The organism is Methylobacterium sp. HMF5984, assembly GCF_045033435.1.
Taxonomy (GTDB): Bacteria; Pseudomonadota; Alphaproteobacteria; order Rhizobiales; family Beijerinckiaceae; genus Methylobacterium.
In genome coordinates, this window is the sequence record NZ_JBJFLN010000001.1 from 940,869 (window position 1) to 963,447 (window position 22,579).

14 protein-coding genes are annotated in these 22,579 nt (G+C 67.9%); 10 read left to right on the plus strand and 4 right to left on the minus strand.

What is annotated here, in order from left to right:
* The first annotated feature begins 444 nt into the window (after positions 1 to 444).
* The 7 genes from bcsS to ACFZ8E_RS04515 all read left to right on the plus strand — a co-directional run bounded on the left by bcsS (position 445) and on the right by ACFZ8E_RS04515 (position 12,180).
* Positions 445 to 1,197, plus strand: coding sequence for a cellulose biosynthesis protein BcsS (gene bcsS / locus ACFZ8E_RS04485; RefSeq protein WP_147725596.1), 753 nt, complete (start codon positions 445 to 447; stop codon positions 1,195 to 1,197).
* Positions 1,198 to 1,307: 110 nt separating this feature from the next.
* Positions 1,308 to 3,731, plus strand: coding sequence for a UDP-forming cellulose synthase catalytic subunit (bcsA, locus tag ACFZ8E_RS04490; RefSeq protein ID WP_405042127.1), 2,424 nt, complete (start codon positions 1,308 to 1,310; stop codon positions 3,729 to 3,731).
* Between the two features lie 42 nt (positions 3,732 to 3,773).
* Positions 3,774 to 6,329: a cellulose biosynthesis cyclic di-GMP-binding regulatory protein BcsB gene (locus ACFZ8E_RS04495; RefSeq protein ID WP_405042128.1), complete on the plus strand. Its 2,556-nt coding sequence runs from the start codon at positions 3,774 to 3,776 to the stop codon at positions 6,327 to 6,329.
* Entirely contained in the window at positions 6,326 to 7,456 is a 1,131-nt protein-coding gene (locus ACFZ8E_RS04500) for a glycosyl hydrolase family 8 (RefSeq protein ID WP_147727198.1), read from the plus strand. Before ACFZ8E_RS04495 ends, ACFZ8E_RS04500 begins: the two co-directional genes overlap by 4 nt.
* A complete protein-coding gene (locus ACFZ8E_RS04505; RefSeq protein ID WP_405042129.1) occupies positions 7,441 to 9,381 on the plus strand; it encodes a hypothetical protein in 1,941 nt (646 codons plus the stop codon). Before ACFZ8E_RS04500 ends, ACFZ8E_RS04505 begins: the two co-directional genes overlap by 16 nt.
* A gap of 161 nt (positions 9,382 to 9,542) precedes the next feature.
* A complete protein-coding gene (gene bcsN, locus ACFZ8E_RS04510) occupies positions 9,543 to 10,394 on the plus strand; it encodes a cellulose biosynthesis protein BcsN (RefSeq protein WP_405042130.1) in 852 nt (283 codons plus the stop codon).
* 1,570 nt (positions 10,395 to 11,964) lie between these two features.
* Positions 11,965 to 12,180: a DUF6894 family protein gene (locus ACFZ8E_RS04515; RefSeq protein WP_147727202.1), complete on the plus strand. Its 216-nt coding sequence runs from the start codon at positions 11,965 to 11,967 to the stop codon at positions 12,178 to 12,180.
* A gap of 228 nt (positions 12,181 to 12,408) precedes the next feature.
* On the opposite strand, the gene ACFZ8E_RS04520 is transcribed toward ACFZ8E_RS04515, so the two are convergent.
* Positions 12,409 to 13,755: a lipopolysaccharide biosynthesis protein gene (locus tag ACFZ8E_RS04520; protein WP_405042131.1), complete on the minus strand. Its 1,347-nt coding sequence runs from the start codon at positions 13,753 to 13,755 to the stop codon at positions 12,409 to 12,411.
* Between the two features lie 576 nt (positions 13,756 to 14,331).
* Between ACFZ8E_RS04520 and ACFZ8E_RS04525 the strand changes: the two genes are divergently transcribed.
* Both ACFZ8E_RS04525 and ACFZ8E_RS04530 read left to right on the plus strand, forming a co-directional pair.
* Positions 14,332 to 15,330 (plus strand): NAD-dependent epimerase/dehydratase family protein, encoded by a 999-nt coding sequence (locus tag ACFZ8E_RS04525; RefSeq protein ID WP_405044325.1) that lies wholly within the window; start codon positions 14,332 to 14,334, stop codon positions 15,328 to 15,330.
* Positions 15,331 to 15,462: 132 nt separating this feature from the next.
* Positions 15,463 to 16,959, plus strand: a complete 1,497-nt coding sequence (locus ACFZ8E_RS04530; RefSeq protein WP_405042132.1) for an exopolysaccharide biosynthesis polyprenyl glycosylphosphotransferase — start codon at positions 15,463 to 15,465, stop codon at positions 16,957 to 16,959.
* An 18-nt stretch (positions 16,960 to 16,977) separates the two neighbouring features.
* On the opposite strand, the gene ACFZ8E_RS04535 is transcribed toward ACFZ8E_RS04530, so the two are convergent.
* Entirely contained in the window at positions 16,978 to 17,775 is a 798-nt protein-coding gene (locus tag ACFZ8E_RS04535) for a LuxR C-terminal-related transcriptional regulator (RefSeq protein WP_405042133.1), read from the minus strand.
* A gap of 457 nt (positions 17,776 to 18,232) precedes the next feature.
* Here ACFZ8E_RS04535 and ACFZ8E_RS04540 point away from each other — a divergent pair, with 457 nt between their 5' ends.
* Positions 18,233 to 19,078: a LuxR C-terminal-related transcriptional regulator gene (locus tag ACFZ8E_RS04540; RefSeq protein WP_405042134.1), complete on the plus strand. Its 846-nt coding sequence runs from the start codon at positions 18,233 to 18,235 to the stop codon at positions 19,076 to 19,078.
* Positions 19,079 to 19,089: 11 nt separating this feature from the next.
* Here ACFZ8E_RS04540 and ACFZ8E_RS04545 read toward each other — a convergent pair whose 3' ends face one another.
* Together ACFZ8E_RS04545 and ACFZ8E_RS04550 are read right to left on the minus strand one after the other, a co-directional pair.
* Complete coding sequence (locus ACFZ8E_RS04545) at positions 19,090 to 20,532, minus strand: HlyD family type I secretion periplasmic adaptor subunit (protein ID WP_405042135.1); 1,443 nt, start codon at positions 20,530 to 20,532, stop codon at positions 19,090 to 19,092.
* The gene (locus tag ACFZ8E_RS04550; RefSeq protein ID WP_405042136.1) at positions 20,529 to 22,349 is read right to left on the minus strand and encodes a type I secretion system permease/ATPase; all 1,821 of its coding nucleotides are present in this window, start codon (positions 22,347 to 22,349) and stop codon (positions 20,529 to 20,531) included. The genes ACFZ8E_RS04545 and ACFZ8E_RS04550 overlap by 4 nt, the downstream gene beginning before the upstream one ends.
* Positions 22,350 to 22,579 lie beyond the last annotated feature (230 nt).

Consider the following 22,579-nt stretch of genomic DNA (forward strand, 5'->3'; position numbering starts at 1 on the left):
GAGCCCGTCCGGATCGGCGTCCGACCTTTTATTGGCGTCGTCACCGCCGACGAGCGCACCGATGTCACGGAGTCGATTGCGACCGGTGTCGCCACCTCTTGGCTCCGGATCTCCGGGCAGGTCTTACCTGTGCGTGTTCCAGCTCGAAGATTGACTTCCCCACAGCGTTCCGTCTGAAACGTTGCACCTGATCGCCTGAGACATTCTATCGGCCAGCACGGCCTCAATTCAGCACCGCGATCCGCGCAGAAAGCCTACAAAGTCAGCAAATTTAGACTGCAGATCTGAGCAATATATCGCCACTACAACCAATGGTTGAATAATCTAAGCACATTTAGAGGTCCCAGATATTGGGCGTTAACCATCCTTTAATCCTTATGAAGCTCTTTGTGCCGCTGGACATCGGCGCGCCGCGATGATCCGCCTGCACCCTCGGACGACATCATGACGAAGATTCGCGCTGGTCTCTGTGTCTTCGGAGCAATTGCGACGCTGGCTACGCCCAACGTCGTCGCGGCGGCCGACTGGTACACCGGCGCGGAACGGGAATCCGTGCAGGACGACTACATCGTCGCGATCGACTCCGCAGCCACCGTGACCTCGAACAGCTCGGCGTTCGGTGTCGTCACCGCGACGATCGCGCCAGTGACCCCGCTCAACGAGAGCGGTCCGCGCATCCGGCTGCAGGGCGTGGCCGGTACGTATTCCTATCCGTCCTCCACCGGCCGCACCGTGCGCGGCGAGCAGGAGGAGGGCACCGCCATGCTGGGCTATGAATGGATCTGGCAGCAGGCCGCGCTGGCCGGTTACGTCGGCGTGAACATCCGCAGCAATTCGCTGTCCGTCATCGATCCGAACAATCCCGTGCTCGGAACCGGCATCGGCGCGAAGGTCGCCGCCGATCTCTATCTCAATCCGACGGCGAACACTCTGTTCGCCGCCAACGCCTCTTATTCGACGCTGTTCAGCGCCTACTATGTCCGCATGCGGGCGGGTTTTGCCGTGGCCGATGGTGTCTTCGTCGGCCCGGAGGCGACGCTGCTGGGTGATGCGTTCTTCAACCAGTGGCGATTGGGCGCTCATCTTACCGGATTCACCATCGGGCCAATGAAGTTCTCCGTTGGCGCCGGCTACGCATATGATCGGATCCAAAAGGGTGGTTATTACACCAGCGTCGAAGGTCGAGCAGCCTTCTGATGAACCTCCGGCCGAAAGACAACCGTTGAGCGCCGAAATCCGGCAGTAACCGTGCCTGCATCCGAGACTCCCGCGATGCGCGACATTCTTTGATTCGAGGGATCGAGCCCGTGACATCCGTCCTCGTGCGTGCAGTCTGGCTTGTGAGTGCTGCCGTGGTGCTGCTTCTGCTGGCACAGCCGGTCGGAACCTCGATCCAGCTGGAGATGAGCCTCGGCGCGATCGGTCTGATGATCCTCCTCTGGCTGTTCGCGCGGGGGCAGGTCGGGCGTTCGGTGTTCCTGGCGGTCGGCAGCCTCATCGTGCTGCGCTACCTCTACTGGCGCCTGTCGAGCACGCTGCCGCCAACGACCGACCCCTTCGGCTTCGCCGCGGGCGTGACGCTGGCGCTGGCCGAGGTCTATTGCTTCTACATCCTCATGGTCAGCCTGATCGTGAACGCCGATCCGCTGACGCGCGCCCTCGTGCCGGCGGATGACGATGCGGACCTGCCGACCGTCGACATCTTCGTGCCGAGCTACAACGAGGACCGGCACATCCTCGCCACGACGCTGGCGGCGGCCCGCTCCCTCGATTACCCGGCCGGCAAGCTCACGGTCTGGCTTCTGGACGACGGCGGGACCGATCAGAAATGCACCGATTCCGATCTGGCGGCCGCGCAGGAGGCGCGCACGCGCAGGGCGGACCTGCAGACGCTCTGTGCGGAGCTCGGCGTCTCCTACCTGACCCGGAGGCGCAACCTGCACGCGAAAGCGGGCAACCTCAACAACGGTCTCCAGAATTCCGGCGGCGAGGTCGTGGTGGTGCTCGATGCCGACCACGTGCCGTTCCGCTCCTTCCTGCGCGACACCGTCGGCCACTTCGCCGAGGATCCGAAGCTGTTCCTCGTGCAGACGCCGCACGCCTTCCTCAATCCCGACCCGGTGGAACGGAACCTCGCCACCTTCGATCGCATGCCGTCGGAGAACGAGATGTTCTACGCGATCGGCCAGCGCGGCCTCGACAAGTGGAACGGCTCGTTCTTCTGCGGCTCGGCCGCGCTTCTTCGCCGGACCGCCCTAGAGGAGGCCGGCGGCTTCTCGGGCGTGACCATCACCGAGGATTGCGAGACCGCCTTCGAGCTCCATTCGCGCGGTTGGACCAGCGTCTACGTCGACAAGAGGCTGATCGCCGGGCTTCAGCCGGCGACGCTCTCGGACTTCATCGGCCAGCGCTCGCGCTGGTGCCAGGGCATGCTCCAGATCATGCTTCTGAAGAACCCGATGTTCAAGCGCGGCCTCAAGCCGATCCAGCGCCTGTGCTACCTGTCGAGCATGACGTTCTGGTTCTTCCCAATTCCGCGCCTGATCTTCATGATCGCGCCGCTGCTGTACATCTTCCTCGATATGAAGATCGTCATCGCGAACGTGGACGAGGCGGTGGCCTATACGGCGACCTACATCCTCGTCAATTTGATGATGCAGAACTATCTCTATGGCCGCGTGCGCTGGCCGTTCGTGTCGGAGCTGTACGAATACGTCCAGGGCCTGTTCCTGATCCGGGCGACGGCGGCGGTCATCCTGTCGCCGCGCAGGCCCCAGTTCAAGGTGACGGCCAAGAACGTGACGCTGGACCGCGACCAGCTCTCCCCCCTGGCGCTGCCCTTCTTCCTGGTGTTCGCGGTCCTGCTGACGGGCTGTTGCGTGGCGAGCTATCGCTACCTGTTCGAGCCGGGCGTCACCAACCTGATGCTCGTGGTCGGCCTGTGGAACGGCTTCAACCTGATCACCGCCGGTGCCGCTCTGGGCGTTGCGGCCGAGCGGCGCCAGACCGAGACCAGCCCGTCGCTGGCCGTCGACCGCCGCGCCGTCCTCACCCTCAACGGAATGGCGGTCGACGTGGCCGTCGAGCGCATCTCGAGCGCCGGCTGCCAAGTCCGCATGGATGCCGTGGTTCCGATGCAGCGGAGCACCGACACCAACGCCGGCCTGCTTTCGGTCCCGCCGCGCGCCGGGCTGTCCGCGGAGGCCGTCCGGGCCGCGATCCCGGTGCGGCTCACGGCGATGACGGCGTCCGGCGAGGAATCCGTGTGGCGGCTCGACTTCGAGACCCTGCCGCCCGAGGCGTACTTCGTCCTCGCCGACCTCATGTACGGCGACGCGGACGCGATGGCCCGGTTCCAGCAGCGCCGGCGCGGTCACAAGAACCTGCTCGCCGGGATCCTGCAGTTCGTCTGGTGGGGAGTCGTCGGCCCGGTGCGCGCGGCGGCGTACCTGCTCAAGGGCAACCCGGCACCGGTCCCCGCCGCAGCGCCCCAGGTCGAGGTGCCGCTTCCCCGCACGGTGACGATGCATCGCCGGCTCGTCGACGGCGCCCGCGCCGAGCCGGCCGCCAACGTCGGATCGTCGGAGATCACCGTCCGGAGCGCGAAGCCGGTGCCGAAGGTCGAGGATGCGACGCCGGGCTGGCTCCAGATGATGCTGGACGCCGAGAACGCCGCGCTCGTCCGCGACCGCCGGCGCAATTCGGACTCGCCCCACCCAAGCGCCGGCTGAGACATGGCTCAGATTGATCTCCCCCCCGCCCGTGCGATCGCCGTGCGTTCGCTCCGCTGCATCCGGGCCGCGATGGTGCTGGCGACCGGCCTGCTCCTGGCTCCCTGCGCCGGGGCGCAGAGCTTCCTCGGTCGCGGGGCTCCGCACGCCCTAACGATTCCCGGAGCGGACGAGGCGGCACGCCCCCCGCGCCGGGCCGAGGGCCCGTCGCCGGACGGCCCGGAGGCCGGGACGCCGGTCCCCGTGTCGCAGGCCGCCGTATCGCTGCCCCAGCGCCCGCTTCCCGCGACCGGCGAGAGCCTGCGGCTCAGCGGCGAGGAGGACGCCTTGCAATGGCCGGTCTACGTCACGGCCGAGCAGGCACGCGAGCGGCTGCGGCTTCGCGTCGGCTACCTCGCCGCCATCTCGGTGGTCCCGGAAGCCTCGTTCCTGACCGCGGCGGTCAACGACGTCGTCCTCGGCCGTACGCCGATCAAGGCGCCCGGTGCCGTCAAGGTGATCGAGTTCGACATCCCCGCGGGCGTGCTCAAGGCCGGGTACAATGCGATCGCGATCTCGGCGGTCCAGCGTCACCGTGTGGATTGCTCGCTGGCCGCAACCTACGAGTTGTGGACCCAAATCGACCCGTCCTGGACCGGTCTCATGATGCCGGCGGGCGTCGAAACCGTGCGGTCCCTGCGCGACCTGCCCGCGGTGGCACCGGATGCGCGCGGCCTCGTGCCGCTGCGCGTGGTGCTCCGGAGCAAGCCGGGGTTCTCGACCTTCGAGAAGATCATCGCCCTGGTGCAGCGCGTCGCGCTCGCGGGCCGCTACGCCCACGTCTCCGTCGAGTTCGGGGCACCGCTCCAGGGGCCTGCGGGCCTCAACCTGGTCATCGGCTCGGCCGACGAATTGCGGGATCTGCCCGGCATCGATGCGGCCCAGGCCGCGACGGGGCAAGCGCTCGTCTTCCTCCCGGCCAACGCGGAGCGGGCCGCGACCCTGATCGTGCCCGGCAGCGGAGCCGCCGAGATCGAATCCGCCGGTGGGGTGCTCACCGCCTCCGCCTCGCGTGTCGCCGAAGGCAGCCCGCAGGGCCTGCGCCAGCTCGCGCTCGCCCGCGGCTTGGAGCTCGGCGGCGGCACCACGGTGCCCCTGTCCCGCTTCGGCGTGCAGAATCGCGAGTTCTCCGGGCGATTGTTCCGGACGGGCTTCGACGTGACCCTCCCCGTCGACTTCATCCCGGCCGACTACGGCAAGGCTATCCTGTCGATGGCGGGCGGCTATGCGGCCGGCCTCGAGACCGGCGCGCAGGTCATCGTCGACGTCAACGGGCGCAACGTCGCGAGCGACACGCTCCCCCGCGCCGAGGGCGAGGTCTTCCGCAGCTTGGCGATGCCGCTGCCGCTCGGCCGCTGGCGACCCGGCCGGAACCGTATCGAGATCACGGCGCGGCTGCCGTCGCGGGCCGACCGGACCTGCGAGGACAGCGGGGTCGAGGCGAAGCGCTTCTTATTCCTTAACGACACGACGTTGACGCTTCCCCCCCTCGCACGCGCGCTGCGCCTGCCGGAACTCGCGGCGACCGCCAGCGGTGGATTGCCCTACCTTCGGACCGCGCAACGGCCGCGGCTGGTGGTGCCGACGCCGGACCGCGAATCGATGTCGGCCGCCGCCACCATCGCGGTCCGTCTCGCGCTCGCCGCAGGTCGCCCCATCGACTTCGAGATCGGAAACGAGAACGCGCTTCTGCGCAGGGCGCCGACGGTGGTCGTGGCGCCGGCCCGCGCCCTCGATCCGGAGGTGCTGCGCGCGGTCGGGCTCGACCCCGAGCAGATCCGGCGGATCTGGGAGACGCGGGCGACGGCGCTGCCGTCGCCCGCCCAGCCCGATGCGACCCCGGGCCTCAGCCTCGACCGTCTCCGCAACGACGTGCCGCCGGCCTGCGCCCTGCCGGCGTCCGCCTCGCGGACCGCTCTCGTGATGCCGCGCCGCGCCCGGGACGCGGACAGCGACGGCGAGACCCGCGATCTCGTCTCGTCCTGGAGCACCGCGGTGCGCAACCGCGACTCCGTTGGCGACATGCTGTCGAACGCGACGGGCAGGCTCGGCAGCGCGGCAACCGAGACCATGGCCGCGGCGACGGGGTGGCTCACGGATCAGGTGCGCGAGGATCCGGTGACGATCGGCATCGGAGCATCCCTCGTCGTCGGCCAGGGCATGGCGGGCCACGATCCGGACACGGCGATCACCGTCTTCACCGCACCCAACGGTGCCGCCCTTCAAGCCTCCGCCATCTGCCTGAGCGCTCCCGTCGTGTGGAACCAGCTCGAGGGACGCGTCGCCGCCCTCGACGCCAACGACGGCGCCCTGACCACCTTCGCCGCGCGCCAGGGCCAGATCGTGGAGACCGTTCCGCGGACCTTCGAGAACACGCGCCTCGTGCTGGCGGGGTGGTTCTCGACCAATCCCAACACCTTCGTCCTCACCCTGCTCGCGGCGGCCGTCCTTCTTGGCCTCAGCACGCAGGCGATGCTCCGCGGAGTCGGCCGCAGGAGCCAGCCGATCCCCGACGCGCGGCGGGACGCCGACGGGGACGACCGGGAGTCCGACCGATGAGCCCCTTGCGCCGGCGCCTCGCCGCCCTTCTCCTGGTTCCTCTCCTCGCGCTGCCGGCGGCGGCGCAGGCGCCCGCGCCGCCGGACGGCGTCGGTGAGGCATCGTCCCGCCCGGCTGGACCGCCGACGATGTTCAACGCGATCGGCGATATCGGTGCCTGGCGCAGCTACCGGAGCCGCTTCGTCACGCCCGAGGGCCGCGTGGTCGATACCGGCAACGGCCGCATCAGCCACAGCGAGGGCCAGGGCTACGGCATGCTGCTGGCCGTCGCGGCGGGAGACCGCGACGCCTTCCAGCGCATCTGGGGCTGGACCCGAGCCAACCTGATGGTCCGTCCCGACGCGTTGCTCGCCTGGCGCTGGGAGCCGGACAAGCGGCCGGGCGTGGCCGACGTCAACGATGCCACCGATGGCGACATCCTCGTCGCATGGGCCCTGGCCGAGGCCGCCGAGGCCTGGTCGGACGAGGGGTACCGCCTCGCGGGCCGCCGCATCGCCGTCGACGTCGCGCGGCGCACCGTCCTGTTCAAGGCGGAAGGCGGGCCCCTGCTCCTGCCGGCCATCGCCGGCTTCTCGGCCGAGGACCGGGCGGACGGCCCGGTCGTGAACCTGTCGTACTGGGTGTTCCCGGCCTTTCCGCGGCTCGCCGCGCTCGCGCCGGAGTTCGATTGGGCACGCCTGAATACCGCCGGGCTCGACCTGATGACGCGCGCCCGATTCGGCACGTCGAGGCTGCCGACCGAATGGATCGCGATGCGCGGCGGCGTGCCGAAGCCGGCGGAGGGCTTTCCGGCGACCTTCTCCTACAACGCGGTCCGTGTGCCGCTCTATCTCGCGATGGCGGGATACGAAGATCGAAAGGCCTACGAACCCTTCGTGAAGCTCTGGTCCGCATCCGGTTCCGCGGGCATGCCGATCCTCGACATCAACAGCGACCAGACGGTGGGCCAGCTTCAGGAGCCCGGCTACGCGGCCGTAGCCGCCCTGGCCGCCTGCGCCGGGACCGGTGCCGCGCTGCCGCCGAGCTTCGCCGAGCCGGCCGTCTCCGAGAACTACTATCCCGCCACCCTCCATCTCCTGGCGCTCGCCGCCGCCAACACGAGGTATCGCTCATGTCTCGGGCGTTGAGACGAGGCGGCGCAGCCCTGTCGCTGCTGGCGGGCCTGAGCCTCGATGTGGCGGGAACGGCGACCCAGGCGCGGGCACAGGGCGCGCCGGACGCGGCGAGCACCGTCCTGCGCGACGACCGGCGCGCGCCAGTGATCCTCGGCGCGACCAGCGCACCGTCGTCGGAGATCGTCGACGAGAGTGGGCTTCGCTACTACGCCGCGCAGCGCCAGAACGAGCGGGTGCAGACCGAGATCGCCCGCCTGCGGCGGCGCTATCCCAACTGGACCGTGCCGACCGACCTCGACACGCTGAAGCCGAGCCCCCCGGAGGAGGCTCCGCTCTGGGACCTCTTCACCGCGGGACGGGTCAACGAGGTGCGCGCGGCGATCGCCGCGCGGCAGGCGGCCGATCCCGAATGGCGTCCCTCGGACGACCTCGCGCGCAAGCTCAACCGCGGGACCCTGCGCAGCGAGGTCAAGGCCGCTGAGGCGAAGGGTGATTGGGACCGGATCCGCGCCCGCGTCGACGCCGCACCGGACACGCTGCGCAACCTCGACATCGACATCGCCTGGACCGTCGCCGAGGCCTACGCGCGCACCGGCTACACAGCCCAGGCCGTCAACGCCTACCGCACCATCCTGACCGGTCAAACCGACACCGCCCTGCGGCTCGCCACCATCCACAAGGCGATGGCCAACCTGCCGATGGCACAGGTCGAGCCGCTGCTCGCCATGGGCCATTCCGCCGCCGACGGGAGCAGCGAGTTCCAGGCGATTCGCCCCGACGTCACGCGGGCACGGATCGCGGCCGTGCTGCACGAGGAGCCGGCCGGGAAGATCGAACCGGCGGACCTCGCTGCGCTGAGCGACGCCGTGCGCAAGGCGGCGGACCCCGCCGAGCTCAGCCTGCTCGGATGGTATGCCTATCACCGCCGCCAGTTCCGCGAGGCGCTCGACTGGTTCAAGGCCGCCATCGCCCGCGGGGGCGATGCGCGGATCGCGACCGGCCTCGCCCTCTCGCTTCGCGAGCTGGGGCAGGAGCGCGAAGCCGAGGAAGTCGCCTATGCGTGGCGTGGCCCGTCCGTGACCAACGCGGCGCTCTACCTCGACATGATGGGACGCCGGCTGACACGGCCACCGGTCGCGGCCGTCGATCCCGCGCGCCTCGACCGCTTCGCCAAGCTCGTTCTGATGACGACCTCCGGCGAGGGTGCGCAGGCGTTGGGCTGGTACGCCTACAACGCCTGCCAGTTCGAGGCCGCCGCGGACTGGTTCCAGCGTGCGAGCGCATGGAAGCCCCAGGAAGCCGCCGTTCTGGGCTACGCGCTCACCCTGAGCCGCCTGAAGAAGACCCGCGAGTTCCTCGAGGTGGTGAACCGCTACGATGGCCTGTTCCCGACGGTGGTGGATCTGGTCTTGCCGGCGCCCGACGCCCAGGCATCGGGACCCTGCGACCCCGTCCGCGACCCGCCGGCCGCGCGGGCAGCCGCCGCCGCTCAGGTTCGCGTCCCCAAGCCGGTCCCGGCGGCGGTCCTCGGCCGGGCGTTGCCCGTGCGGCGCGGCGAGTTTCCTTTGCCGGTCGCCGCCGAGAATCCGTTCCGCTTCCCCGAGCCGTCCGAACGTGGCCGCGAAGCGGACTTTCTGCGCGACGCCAAGGCGCTACAACCTTTGATTGCTCGTCGCGTGCCCGGTGTCCCGGCGATGCCCTACGAACGCTACGGCTTCACCCTGCTGCCGGCCTGGAACGGCATGGACCGTCCGACATCGCAGGCTGCGCTGCCGCTGCCGCCCGCCGGCACGCTGGCCCATGCGGATGCCCCGAACCTGACGCAGGGGGACCCATCCCGCACCGCCGAGGCGCACGACGGCGATCGGTTCGGTCCCTTCGACACCGCGTCCGACAGATCTCGCACCGATTCGCGCAGCACGGGACTGGACCGATGATCCCGTTCTCATTCCCCGGTGTCGGCCGGCCTCTGCGCCGCTCCGGCAGCATCCTGCTGTTGACCGGTCTTCTGGCGGCCTGCAACACCGCGCAGGAGGCGCGCGGGCGGGTCGCGTTCGTCGCGACGGCCTACGCCTCCGGCGAAGGATCGCCCCAGCGCGTGCCGCTCGTGTCGCTCCCCGATGCCGGGTCGGCCGTTCTCGTCGACGAGTCCCGCCGCCGTGGCGCCCTGCATCAGAAGATCGTCTTCGGCCGCGATGGCAGCAGCCGGGCCGACCTGAGCTTGGGGACCGCCGGCTCGGGCATTTCCGGCATGGCCAAGCCGACGCGGCTCGGAATCGCCGCCGAACTCGCCCAGCTGCCCGACGGGCCGTACCGCGTGTCGCGTGAGCCGGCGCGCAACGCCTATGGCCCGGTGGGCGTGGCGCTGAACGGGCGCTGCGCGTTCGCGTGGCAGTGGATCGAGGATCTGCACGGCATCGGATTGGGCGACACGTCGGAGATGCCGGGCCGCATCTCCGCGTCGCTCAGGGTCCATCATTGCAGCCGCGGCTCGTCCGAATCCCTGATCCGCGACTTGTCCCGCCTGCGCCTGGGCGCGGCTCTTCCCGAACGGATCGCCCGGGCGCCGCGACGCGCACGCCCAGCACGGGCGCCGGAGAAGATGCAGGTTTCCAGCACGCCGGACCCCGTCGCCACGATGACGCCGCCCGCGGTCGCCCGCCCGCTCGTCACCGTCAATGGCAGCCGGACCCTCGTGAGCATCCCGCCGGATCGGGGCACCGCGGACTATGCTGTCGATTCCGGTCGCCCGGTGGTGCCGAGGCCGGGGCCGGGCGCCGCCGGATCCGAGGCGCTCGATCAGCCGCGCTACCTCACCGATCCTGCGCCGGCACGGCCATCCTCGAGCGCCCCGGCGACGCAACCGCCCCCCAGTCGACGCGACGCCCTGTCGACGGACCTTCCGGCGCAAGCCTATCGCGGGCCGACCCCCCCGCCGTTCGGTTGGTGAGGCCACCGACCACGCTCTCGAGGAAGACGAGGGCGGCCGAAACCGATTCCGGCCCGAAACGTCAGTATCCGATTCGGGCGACATCGACAGGGAATCCCTGCCGTGTCGTCCGTGTCCGATAGCAGATGTAGCCGTAGGGACCGTACCATCGGCTGCCGTTCCAGCACGGACGCTGGAGCGGTCGCAGGTCGATGATGCCCGGCTCCGGCCAGCCTGCCGAGGCGTAGATCGGGGCGGGCCGCGCGACAGGCTGATCGATCGGCTGTGCGCTCACCGCGGATCCGAACAGCGGCGTCAGGCAAAGGATCGATAGGGCGCGTCTCATGTTGCTTGCATCCATCGTGGATGGTCCTTCGCCTGAGATTTTCTCGTCAACGCTCGGCGCCCATGGATGTTCGACGTGGGTTGCATCGGCAAATCAGCGGTTCCGTCTTCGCGATCGATGTTCCCGAAAGACTCGGAAGCTGAAAACTCATTCTTGGTCGCGCGGCGAAGGCGGGGCGAGCGGATGGCACGGAGCCGCTTGGTTCGGCTGGTCGGAGGATGAGCTCGGGCGAAGGCGAAGGGTGGCTCGGCGACGCATGCGGACGGACGGTGTGGCGACGCTTCCGCCATTGCCCCATCACGGAAACCGACCTCCTCGCGCGTGCAGGACAGCACGGTCTGAGCCGTCCTCCCGCGTTCCGCTGTTCGGGCTCGAGCCATGCTGTCGCTCTATGCCGCAGCCCGAAGCTCGAGGCGGGGAGGGATGTCGAGCGTCACCGCGACTGTGACGCCGGGCGCGATCTCGCTTCAGGTTTGCCGGGTCACGTCGGAACCGGAGGGGTTCGCGAGCGGATCACGGTCGCGACCGGCGACGTCGAGCACCTCCCGATCGTGCTGAGTCGCGTCGGGGACCCTCGTGCCTGGAGGGCTACCGGTGCTTTCCCGCCTGGGTCGCGGACGAGGTCGACGCGCCGCCTCGGCAGAGTTCCGCCCCGGTCCGCGAGCCACGGCCGGTCTTCTCGATCGGCCCGGAAAAGCCCGCCGATCCGGTCGAGCGGTACTCCCAAAGCCCAACTCCATCGCTTCCGCGTTCTGCGGTAAGTATTGCGGGTCGTACCAGAGTGGTCCTCTGCCTGGCTAATCGCGTTCGACAAATCAGAATTCATGCCTCCGGCGCGTGCGGAGTGCCATGTCTCGCTATTTGGTCGGGTCCGTTCGAATGCGATACTCAACGAGCTTGCGAAGCACCGCCCGAACGTGCTCTCGAACCTGTCTGCGTCTGATGTCGTCGGCCTCTGACCGAGGCCCATCCTGCGGTGCGGCTTCAGTGGGCACGATTTTCACGTCCTCATATGGAGACCGGTGGCGACGACTGCGGCTTAAGCCGTTCGGCGCAGGCAACAATAGATACGCCAACTTGCGGGCAAAAATTTCATCAAAATACGTAGGCCGCTGTCGGATGCGCGCTTGTGCAAATGCGGATGGCGACATGGTTAAGCCGTCCTGATGCGCAACGCGGCAAAGTCGGCTGTTTACGACTCGGTAACGAGCCTGGGCCAAAAAAAATGAAACTCGGGAGGTCGGTTTGCCGCAACGCTTTCGCTTCGATCTTGAGAGCAGCCACATCGCGATCCGGGACGAAGCCGGCGTGGAAGCCGACAGCCTCGATCAGGCGATCGAGCAGGCGGAGGCTGGGATCGAGGAGATGCGGGCGAGCGGTGAGATGCCGCCTTCCAGCGAGACCTGGGAGCTGGTGATCCGCGACGAGGACGGCGTTGAGCTGAAGCGTCTCCCCGTCTGAGCCTTGCCGACGGATAGGAAGCGCCGATCCTCGCGTGCGGCGGTGCCTGCGGACGAGAGGAGGCGTCCCGCCGGGAAGGGCGTCCCCCGCCGGCACCAAAGCAACACCGCGTCGGCGAGCGGCGGGGTCTGCCAAGGAGCGCCGGACACGGTGCCGGTCGCGGCAAGCGTCAAGTTCGCGACCGCCTATGGGGCGGCTCGGCCGGCTTCGGCAGGGGGCCGTGTCTCGTCAGATGACCTGTCCGACACGGTCCTCGAGGAGCATCCTCTTCAGGATCATGTGGCTGGCGACCAAGCGCGCGATTGCCGAGATCAGCGTCGCCAAGGCTGCACCCATCACGCCGTGGAGGATGATCAGCGGGAGGCCGACGACGATCGATATCGCCACGCCGATGCCGTTGATCACGACAGCGGTTCGCGGGGCATCGATCCCGTGCAGGAACGAGCAGACCGCCTCGGTCGCGTAACCCGCCATGAATGCGAGGACGAGCACCCTCACAGGGCCGGTGAGGTCGAGATAGGGTGAGCCGGCACCGTAGAACGCCGACAGGATGAGCCGCGGCTCGATCAGCGCGCTGCAGTACAAGGCGAAGATGACGGGCGCACCCAGGAGGGCGCAGTTGCGTGCCGCGTTCCAGGCGCTGGATCTCCCGGACAGGTGCGCCCGCGCCGCGAGTTGCGGGATCAGGTTGAGCAGCGCGAACAGGACCGGGTTTGCGACGTTCAGGACGTTGAGCGCCGCCTGATACGACGCCGTCGAGCCGGCACCGTAGGCGAGGGCGAGCGTCCAGCTCAAGATCTGAAAGCGCGTGATGCCGAGCACGTTGCTGGTGAGCGAATACCGCCCGATCTGCCAGAAATCCTGCCAGGTCCCGGCGAGCCCCGCTGCATTCGGCATGGTCAACCGCGCTTGGCGCGCCTGAACGCAAGCCGCGACGGCCGACGTCAGCGCCATCACCCAGAAGATCGCGGACATGGACAGGGATTCGACGTACCAGAACAGCGATACGACCACCAAGGTTTGGCCGAGGTAGCTGATCGCGTCACCGAGGATGGCGTCTCGAAACCGCAATTCGGCGAACAGGGCGCGGCGGCAATACTCCTGGAACTGCCAGCACAGGAAGTAGGCGATGGCGGCCAGGGCCAGGTCCGCACGTCCGTTGGCGAGGTTCACGACCGCGAGGCCGATGCAGAGCGGGATGCTGAGCGGTACGAGGATCAACAAGCTCGTATGGATCAGCGCCCTGCTCTTGTCCGGGAGCGCGACGCTGCATCTGACGGTCATCGGATAGAAGACCAGCGTCGTGTTCACGACCTGCAACAGGAACAGCACGCCGAACAGGATCGAAACGTGCCCATATTCCGATGGTGGAAGATGGCGCGCGAGCATGATGTTGAGGACGAAGGTCCCCAAGCTGACGATCGCCTGGTCGATCAGAGGATATCCGGCACCGGTCGAGCGCGCCTTGATCCAGGTCGTCTCGATCCTCGATCGCCATGTCTGCCTCGAAAGCCCGGTGTGAAGCGCTGGGGGATCGCCGACGGCGGAGGCGGACGGATCGGATGCTGGCGGCATGGCTGGAACCCGTGCGGGACGCGGTGACCGGCGTCCTGTCGGCTCGACGTCTCCGTCGAACGGTCTGCCACGATGTCGCGTAACGACCCCCGCGACCGAGGTCCGGGGCGGCTCGAACCGAGGTCGGCGTCGTGATGTCTTCGAACGACGATGATGATCGACAGGCAGGAACGCGTCCGTTCATGCTGGAAGCTCGAGCACGGACGGAGCAGCGGCGACACGCGACGGGAGCGATCGACACTCCCTGCCGATACTGTATCGCAGCGTCCAAGCAGCAAGAAGCGTTCGCTTCGTACTAGCCCTCCTGGCTACTGCGCCCTGGTCCACCTCGGACTTCCGAACCATGCCCGCAGCCATGCTGCGATGATGTCGCCGCACGCGGGTGTCGTCCGGCGACGCGCGGACCCGATGAATCATGAAAACCGTCCATAGCAAGCCAAGCAACGCGGTGCGGATCTTCGCTTGCCGTACCAGCATTCCAGGACGGCGAGAGGGAGTAATACCTGTTAGAGATGGATATTAACGCATCGTTAAACATACTCTTCGGCGTTGCATTCGCTGGGAGAAGAGACAATGTTGAGCCGACGCGTGCTTGTGACCGGGGCCGGAGGATTCATCGGGCACCATCTGGTGACGTTCTTGAAAGCGAAGGGCTATTGGGTTCGCGGCGTCGACATCAAGATGCCCGAATACGAGACGTCGCAGGCCGACGAATTCGAGGTCCGCGACTTGCGGGATCCCGACGCCTGCCGAGCCGCGGTCAAGGGCATCCACGACGTCTACCACCTCGCCGCCGACATGGGCGGCATCGGCTACATCACCTCGTCCCACGCAGGCATCACGCTGAACAACACCAAGATCAACGTCGGCATGATCGACGCCGCTCGTGACTTCGGCGTCGAAAGATTCCTGTTCGCGTCGTCGGCCTGCATCTACCCGCAGTACCTGCAGCTTCAGCCCGATGTGACCCCGCTGAAGGAAGCCGACGCGTTTCCTGCCGATCCCGAGGAGGGCTACGGGCTCGAGAAGCTGTACATGGAGAAGATGTGCCAATATTTCACCGAGGACTATGGTTTCGCGACGCGCGTTGTCCGCTTCCACAACGTCTACGGACCGCTCGGCACCTATGACGGCGGGCGCGAGAAGGCGCCGGCCGCGATCTGCCGCAAGGTGGCGCTCAGCCAGGACGGCGGCGAGATCGAAATCTGGGGCGACGGCCTCCAGACCCGGTCGTTCATGCATGTCGACGATTGTGTCGAGGGCATCTACCGGATCATGGGATCCGGTTACGACAAGCCCCTCAATCTCGGAACCGACGAGCTGATCTCGGTCGACGGGCTCGTCGATCTCGTCTCGTCGATCGCCGGGAAGCGGCTGTCCAAGCGTCACGACACGTCGCGCCCGCAGGGCGTGCGCGGCCGCAACAGCGACAACAGCCTGCTCCGGGAGGTCCTCGGCTGGGAGCCTCGCATCCTCCTCGCGGAGGGGCTCGTCCCGACCTACCGCTGGATCTCCGGCGAGCTCGAAGCTCAGAGCAGCCTGCAGGCCCCGATCCCGGCGGTCGCCGCCGAGTAGCGAGGAAGGCGCGTGGGCATCGATCCCGGTGCCCACGCGGCCACGCCGCATCGGCATGCGCCGTGGAGCGGGCGAGCCGCCCGGTTCGTCGCGCTGCCGTCGATCCCCTCTCCGAGACCGAGATCGCGCTCAATGGCCACGACACTCCCGACGTCCGACCTCAAATCCGCCGCCGCCTCGCCCCTCGTCACGCTGCGGGGAAGCGGCCGACCTCTGCGCAGGACCGACGCGCTGGCGCGCTGCCTCGGCGTGGCGCTCGCTCTCGTGTCCGCGGACGCCGCGGCGGCGGCCATGGCCGTGGCCGGCGGCATGCTTCTGACACGGCAGAGCATCTTCGCCGATGCCGCCGGCATCTCGGACGTGATCGCTCTCCCGATCCTCGCCTGCGCGATCTTCGCCCTGTCGGGGCTCTACAGCGGGTACGGCCCGAGCCCTGCCGAGCGCCTTCGCCTGCGGACCTACAGCGTGCTCGCGCTGGCTCTGAGTTCCCTGGTCTTCCTGAGCGGATACGGCCTCACCGCAGGGTCCGCGATGAGCCTGACCGTGACGACGCTGCTCCTGGTCACCCTCGGCTTCTACGCGGAGGTCGCCGTCCGAGGCTTCCTGATCCGGAAGGGGGTTTGGGGGGCGCGGACCGTGATCGTCGGCACCGACGCGTGCGCCACCGGCTTGGCAACGACGCTGCTGGCGCAGCCGGAGCTCGGCTTCAACCCGATCGGCTTCCTGGTCGATGGCGCCCGGAGAACCGACGCGACGCAGGCCGGGCAGGCCGTTGCCCTCCTGCCGATCCTGGGCGCGATCGAGGAGGTGCAGAACCGATCGTCCGTCGAGGTCGCGATCTTCTGCTCCTCCGCCGATTTCGCGGCGAGCGACATGGCGGAGACCGGCCCGCTGCCGTTCCCGCGGGTCGTCGTGGCCCAGCAATCGCAGGATCTCCAAAGCCTGTGGATGCAGACCAGGCTGCTCGGCAGCACCTTCGGGTTCGAGATCCGCCGGGATCTCTACAGGCCGCGCAATCTCGGCCTGAAGCGCCTGGCGGATCTCGTCCTGACCTGGCCGCTCATCGTTCTGATCGCACCGGTCGTCGCTCTCCTCGCGCTGCTGATCAAGTGGGCCGATCCGGGGCCCGCCTTCTACGTGCAGCAGCGGGTCGGACGAAACGGCAGGCCGATCGGCGTGCTCAAGCTCCGCAGCATGTACGTCGATGCCGAGCAGCGACTGAAGGACCATCTCGCTGCCGACCCGCAGGCCGAGAGCGAGTGGCTGCGGTTCTTCAAGCTGAGGCACGATCCGAGGATCCTGCCCTGGATCGGCCACTTCATTCGGCGGACGAGCCTCGACGAGCTGCCGCAATTCTGGAACGTCATACAGGGCGAGCTCAGCCTCGTCGGGCCGCGGCCGTTTCCTTCGTACCACACCGACGGTTTCGATCGCCGCTTCCAGGCTTTGCGGCGCAGCGTCCCGCCGGGCCTCACGGGGCTCTGGCAGGTGTCGTCGCGCAGTGACGGCGACCTGGCCGTGCAGCAGAGCCAGGATACGTTCTACATCCGCAACTGGTCGATCTGGCTCGACTTCTACATCCTGCTCGCCACGGTGCCGGCGATGATCGCCGGGTCGGGTGCCCGCTGAAGCGGGCGCCTTTCTCTCTCAGTGAGCGTCGGCGAGCGACGGGTCGGGCTTGGCACCGACCCGTTCGGCCTGTTCGGGGCGGGAAGCGTGACCCAGGGCCCAGATCGCCGCCTGGGTTCGGTTCTGCACGTTGATCTTGCGCAGAATGCTCTTCACGTGAATCTTCACCGTCGACTCCGCGATGCCGAACTGCCGGGCGATGTGCTTGTTGGAGATGCCGTCCGTGAGGCATCTGAGAATGTCCGCTTCCCTGCCGGACAGGAACAGGCGCTGTTCCGTCGGCGCCGCCTTCAGGGGCTTGGGCTCGTACGGCGTGCGACGCGACGCCAAGTACTTGGCGAAGTTGATCGACAGGACGCCACCGTCGCCGAAGACGACATCCAGTGCCGTGATCAACGCGGAAGGGCTGATGCCGGCGCTCAGGAAGGCGTGCGCCGGGATGCTCATCGCGTCCGCATAGCGATCGGGATCGTTCTCATCCACGAGCACGACGATACGCGCCGCCGAATTTCTGGACCGCAACGCCGAAACGATCTCCGCCAGCTCGGTGCCGTGCGCTGCATCCGTGAAGATGATAAGCTTCGGGCTGGTATCCTGCAGATGATTCGAGCAATCGAGATGTGGTAACTGAATGATGTTCCGATATTGATGATCTTCGAGAATGCTACGCAGTCCTTCGCTGTAAAATCCAAACGGTCCGATGATCAGCGTCGCTATCGACCGGCTTGGATGCTGGTCTGTGATCTTGAGCCTGCGCTGCGCCGACGCAGCTGCTGGCGCTCTGATTCGGCTGAGTCGTAGCCCTTCGGACATCATCGCCTCGCGAATTTGAAAGACCGGGCATCTATAAAGCAAGAGAATGGAAATCCTGGAGGATAAGTCAATTCTAAAATGGAGCCACCGAGATCCGATTAGGGCTCTACATCGCGGATGAGAAAACAGTTGTCGCAATTTTTGCATGCCCCGAAGAGCGAGGGCCGAGCATCGGGCACAACGTTTGCGGCGGAAATGTAACTTATGATGGTCGCCCCGGGCGCCCCAACTAGTGTTTCGACAACAGTTACGAACCTCCTCGATTCGCAGGATCGAACGCTCGGCACAGGACGTGCTCGGGATCGCACACGGATCGACATCGGCATCCGGATGCCGCCGCCTGCGCTGCAGGGCGCATAGTACTTTGGGAGGACCAAGCTGGCCTTTTGAGACATATGGAGAAGGACCGATTTGATTATATTCGACGGTCACATGTCAAAACTGTCTTAGGCAGGCTCTCATGGCTGTAGAGAAGCGTAAAAGCGCGCGGTCCTCCGTGCCGCGGCCGGTGAATCGCCGTCGGACGGACGAGATCGTCGAGACGGCCCTGGTCGAGCCGAACAGCCTGTTTCGAGAGGGGATGGAACACATCCTGGCTCGAACGCGATTGCAGGTCGTCGCCAAGACCGACACGCTCACCGCTCTGCTGGCATCCTCGACCGGGCACAAGGCGCCGCGCCTGGCCATCCTGGCGATGGAGGGAGTGGACGCGCCCTCGACCGCGACCATCGGCGCGCTGAAGGCCCGGTATCCGGATTGCCGTATCGTGTGCCTGATCCAGGGCGATCATTCGGATGCGAGCGTCGACCTGCTGAAATCCGGCGCCGACGGCGTCCTGTTGCGGTCGATCGGCGCCGACGCCTTCGTCAGATCGCTCGAGCTGGTGATGCTGGGAGAGCGCGTGCTTCCCGCGGCCGCCCTGTCCGCGGCCTGTTCCGGCGAGTGTCGAGAGGCGACGCCCGCACATGGGCCTCTTCCGGACGGCGATCAGCCCGGCAAGCCGGAGCACGCGCCGCGCTACTGCAATCTGTCTTCTCGGGAACTCGCCATTCTCCGATGCCTCGTCCAGGGCGAGTCCAACAAGATCATCGCACAAAACCTCGACATCGCCGAAGCCACGGTCAAGGTTCACGTCAAGGCCATTCTCCGCAAGACCCACGTTCAGAACAGGACCCAGGCCGCCATCTGGGCCCTCAACCATCTCGCCGACTGCGAGCCCTCCGATCTCGAAGGGGCGGCGAATGGCAGCCACGGCCAAGTCGCGCCGGTTCTTCTGCCCGCCGATGGGTCTATCCGCGTAGCCTAAGCCGGGCGCGCTCAGTTCTCGCGCCAAGCCTTGGCGACCTGATCCGCGAGCGGTTTCGTCAGGAAGGAGATGACGGTGCGCTCCGTCGTCTTGATGAAGCTCTCGACCGGCATGCCCGGGCGCAGCTTCGCCTTCCCGAGCCGCCTGCTCTCCTCTTCGCCGATCGAGATCCGGGCGGTGTAAACGTTCATGCCCGACTTGGCGTCCTTCGTCACATCGGGCGAAAGCCGGTCGACGACGCCGTTGATCTCGGGGGTGGTGCGCTGGTCGAAGGCGGTGAATCGGAGCACGGTCTGCTGTCCGACATGGACGTGGTCGATGTCCTCCGGGCGGATCTTCACGTCGACGGCGAGCGCGTCGGCCTGCGGCACGATCAGCATCGCCGGCTCGCTCGGCGTGACGAGGCCGCCGATGGTGTGCACGCTCATCTGGTGGACGATGCCGTCCTGCGGCGCGCGCAGATCGATGTGACGCAGCGCGTCCTCGGCGACGACACGCTTTTCCACGTACTCGGAGGTCTTGGCACGGATATCGGCGAGTTCCTTTGCGACCTCGGCGCGCATGTCCTGGTCGATCTGGAGGATCTGCAGCTCCGTCTCGCTGATCTTGCCCTTCGCCTGCGCGATCGCCGCCAGGAGCTGGCCGCGCTCGCCGTCGAGGCGGGTCGCCTCGCGCTCCAGCGCCGTCACCCGCGAGACGGGGATCAGGTTCTTCTGACGAAGCTCGCGCAATCCCTGAAGCTCGTTCTGGATCAGCGCGATCTCACCCTCCTTCGCCCGAGACTGGTCGTTCAGGCCCGTGATCTCGTGGTTGAGCTGGGCGACCCGCTCGTTGAGCTGTGCTTTCTGGCCGCCGCGGGTCGCGCGCCGGATGGTGAAGAAGGCGGTTTCTCCGGCGATCAGGTTCGCCACCGTCGGGTCGGTCTTCGCGCGCTCGAGGAACTCGGCCGGGAAGGTCGGCGCGTCGGCGCCGCGCTGTTCCGCCTCGTCGCGCGCACGGCGCGCTGTCGTCTCGTCGAGCGACTTGACGACGATGTCGAGGTTGGCCCGGATCTGGGTGTCGTCGAGGCGCACCAGCACCTGCCCGGATCGCACGCGATCGCCCTCGCGGACGTTCAATGCGCCGACGACCCCGCCCACCGGGTGCTGGACCTTCTTCACCTCCGATTCGACGACGACCTGCCCGGGCGCGATCACAGCGCCCGAGAACGACGTCAGGCAGGCCCAACCACCGATGCCGAACACGAGGATCCCGGACAGGATCGCGGCGGCTCGCAGCTGACGCAGCAGCGAATCGTAGCTCGGGCTTCCATGGACGCCCGGCGCCGGGACGAAAACCTCGGCCAGGGCGCGCAGGCGTCCGGCCGCCGTCTCGATGCCGGCGCGCGCACGGGACAGCGCGAGGCGAAGGCGCGGCTCGAGCGAGCGGAACCTGGCCGGGACAGTCCGAATCATGCGCGGAACCGTTGCTGTGCGGCGGCGAAGGCCGGCCTCGGCGCGTCGGCCCGGGCGGGCACCTTCGCCGGCGGAGCGGTCGTCGGGACGGCGGTCGGGCGAAGGAGCCGGCCGAGAACCTCGTCGCGTGGACCGAACTCGGCGATGCGCCCGTCCGCGAGAGCGAGAATGAGATCGACGGTCGCCAGCACGTTGGGACGGTGCGCGACGACGATCGAGATGCCGCCGCGCGCGCGAACCCCGTGCAATGCAGCCGCGAGCGCGGTCTCGCCGGCCACGTCGAGATTGGCATTGGGCTCATCGAGCACGACGAGGAACGGGTTGCCGTAGAGCGCCCGCGCTAGGCCGACCCTCTGGCGCTGGCCCGCAGACAGGCGGACGCCGCGCTCGCCGATCGGGCCGTCGTAGCCGCCCGGCATCTGCACGATGGTGTCGTGGAAGCCGGCGGCCTGCGCCGCTTCGATCACGGCGTCCGCCGACGCGTTCGGGTCGAACCGGGCGATGTTCTCGGCGATGGTCCCCTCGAAGAGCTCGACCTCCTGCGGCAGGTAGCCGATGTGGCGCCCGAGCGCCGAATTCGACCACTGGTCGAGGGAGGCGCCATCGATGCGGACGCTGCCCCTGACCGGCGACCAGACGCCGACGATCGCCCTCGCCAGCGAGGACTTGCCGGACGCGCTCGGCCCGACGATGCCGAGCGAGGTGCCCGCCTCCAGGTCGAGGCTGATGTCGGACAGGACCAGCCGCTGGATCTGAGGGGGCGCGACGCTGACGGCCTGCAGGCTCAAGGTCCGGTGCGGCGCCGGCAGCTGCAGCGGCGTCGGCATTACGGGCAAAGCGGTCAGGAGCACGTCGAGCCGGCGCCAGCTCTGCCGGGCCGCGACGAAGCTGCGCCAATTCGCGATCGCCAGTTCCGCCGGCGCCAGCGCCCGCGAAACCAGGATCGAGCTCGCGATGATGATGCCCGAGGAGGCTTCGCCCGAGATGACGAGGCAGGCGCCGAGCGCCAGCACGCCGGATTGGAGCGCGAGCCGGAAGACCTTGGATGCGGAGCCGAGGCCGGTGGCGATGTCGGCGACGACCTGCTGCGCATCGAGGAAGCGGCGGTTGGCGCCGGACCAGCGACGGATGAAGGTGTCGCGCATGCCCATGGCGGCGAGCACTTCGGCGTTGCGCTGCCCGGCTTGGGCCAGGCTGCCGCGGCTGGCCGCGTGTTCCGTCGCCCGTTGCATCGGCCGCCGGGTCAGGCGGTCCGTGACGATGGTCAGGGCCACCAGCACGCCGGCTCCCGACAGGGCGGCGAGGCCGATCAGCGGATGGAACAGGAAGCAGATCAGGAGGTAGAGCGGCATCCAGGGGAGGTCGAACAATGCCCCCGGGGCCGGGCCGCTGAGGAAGCTGCGCAGGGCATCGAGATCGCGCACCGGCAGCAGCCCGTCGTCGGGCATGCGCCCGACCAGCGGCGCCCGGATGGTGGTCTCGAAGACGCGGACGCCGAGCGACTCGTCCAGCATGGCGCCGACGCGAACCAGCGCACGCGCGCGCAACACCTCCAAGGCCCCCTGGAACACGAACAGGGTGAGCGCCAGCAGGCACAGACCCAACAGCGTCGCGATGCTGCGGCTCGGAATCACCCGATCGTAGACCTCGAGCATGAAGAACGATCCGGTCAGGCACAGGATGTTCACGAGGCCGCTGATCACGGCGAGCCCGACCAGGGCGCGGCGGGCGACGACGATCGCGGAGGCGATCTCGAAGCCTCCGGCCGGCAGCCGGGACGCCGCGCGTGGATGTGCAGGCTGCGGTTTCACGAACACCACATCACCGTCCTTGCAGTCGATGGAGGAGGATTTCGGGTATGCGGGACCGGGGGCGCCAGCCGCCATCGCCCCGCGGATCGGAGCGATTCTGATGCCGGATGCGCTGTGCGCCGCCCGTCGCCGTGCCCCTCTGCCCGAGCGGAGCGAGGGGGCGGTCAGGCGTCGTGTCGCTGGAAATCCAGCGCGCGTCGCCGGGGAGGGCCGATCCGATGACCGGCCCCCCGTCG

Excerpts from the sequence above, each read along its gene's own strand:
- ACFZ8E_RS04520 (WP_405042131.1), bottom strand. The coding sequence starts at position 13,755 with ATGCCGCCAGCATCCGATCCGTCCGCCTCCGCCGTCGGCGATCCCCCA.
- ACFZ8E_RS04530 (WP_405042132.1), top strand. The coding sequence starts at position 15,463 with ATGGCCACGACACTCCCGACGTCCGACCTCAAATCCGCCGCCGCCTCG.
- bcsS (WP_147725596.1), top strand. The coding sequence starts at position 445 with ATGACGAAGATTCGCGCTGGTCTCTGTGTCTTCGGAGCAATTGCGACG.
- ACFZ8E_RS04500 (WP_147727198.1), top strand. The coding sequence starts at position 6,326 with ATGAGCCCCTTGCGCCGGCGCCTCGCCGCCCTTCTCCTGGTTCCTCTC.
- ACFZ8E_RS04535 (WP_405042133.1), bottom strand. The coding sequence starts at position 17,775 with ATGATGTCCGAAGGGCTACGACTCAGCCGAATCAGAGCGCCAGCAGCT.
- ACFZ8E_RS04505 (WP_405042129.1), top strand. The coding sequence starts at position 7,441 with ATGTCTCGGGCGTTGAGACGAGGCGGCGCAGCCCTGTCGCTGCTGGCG.
- ACFZ8E_RS04540 (WP_405042134.1), top strand. The coding sequence starts at position 18,233 with ATGGCTGTAGAGAAGCGTAAAAGCGCGCGGTCCTCCGTGCCGCGGCCG.
- ACFZ8E_RS04545 (WP_405042135.1), bottom strand. The coding sequence starts at position 20,532 with ATGATTCGGACTGTCCCGGCCAGGTTCCGCTCGCTCGAGCCGCGCCTT.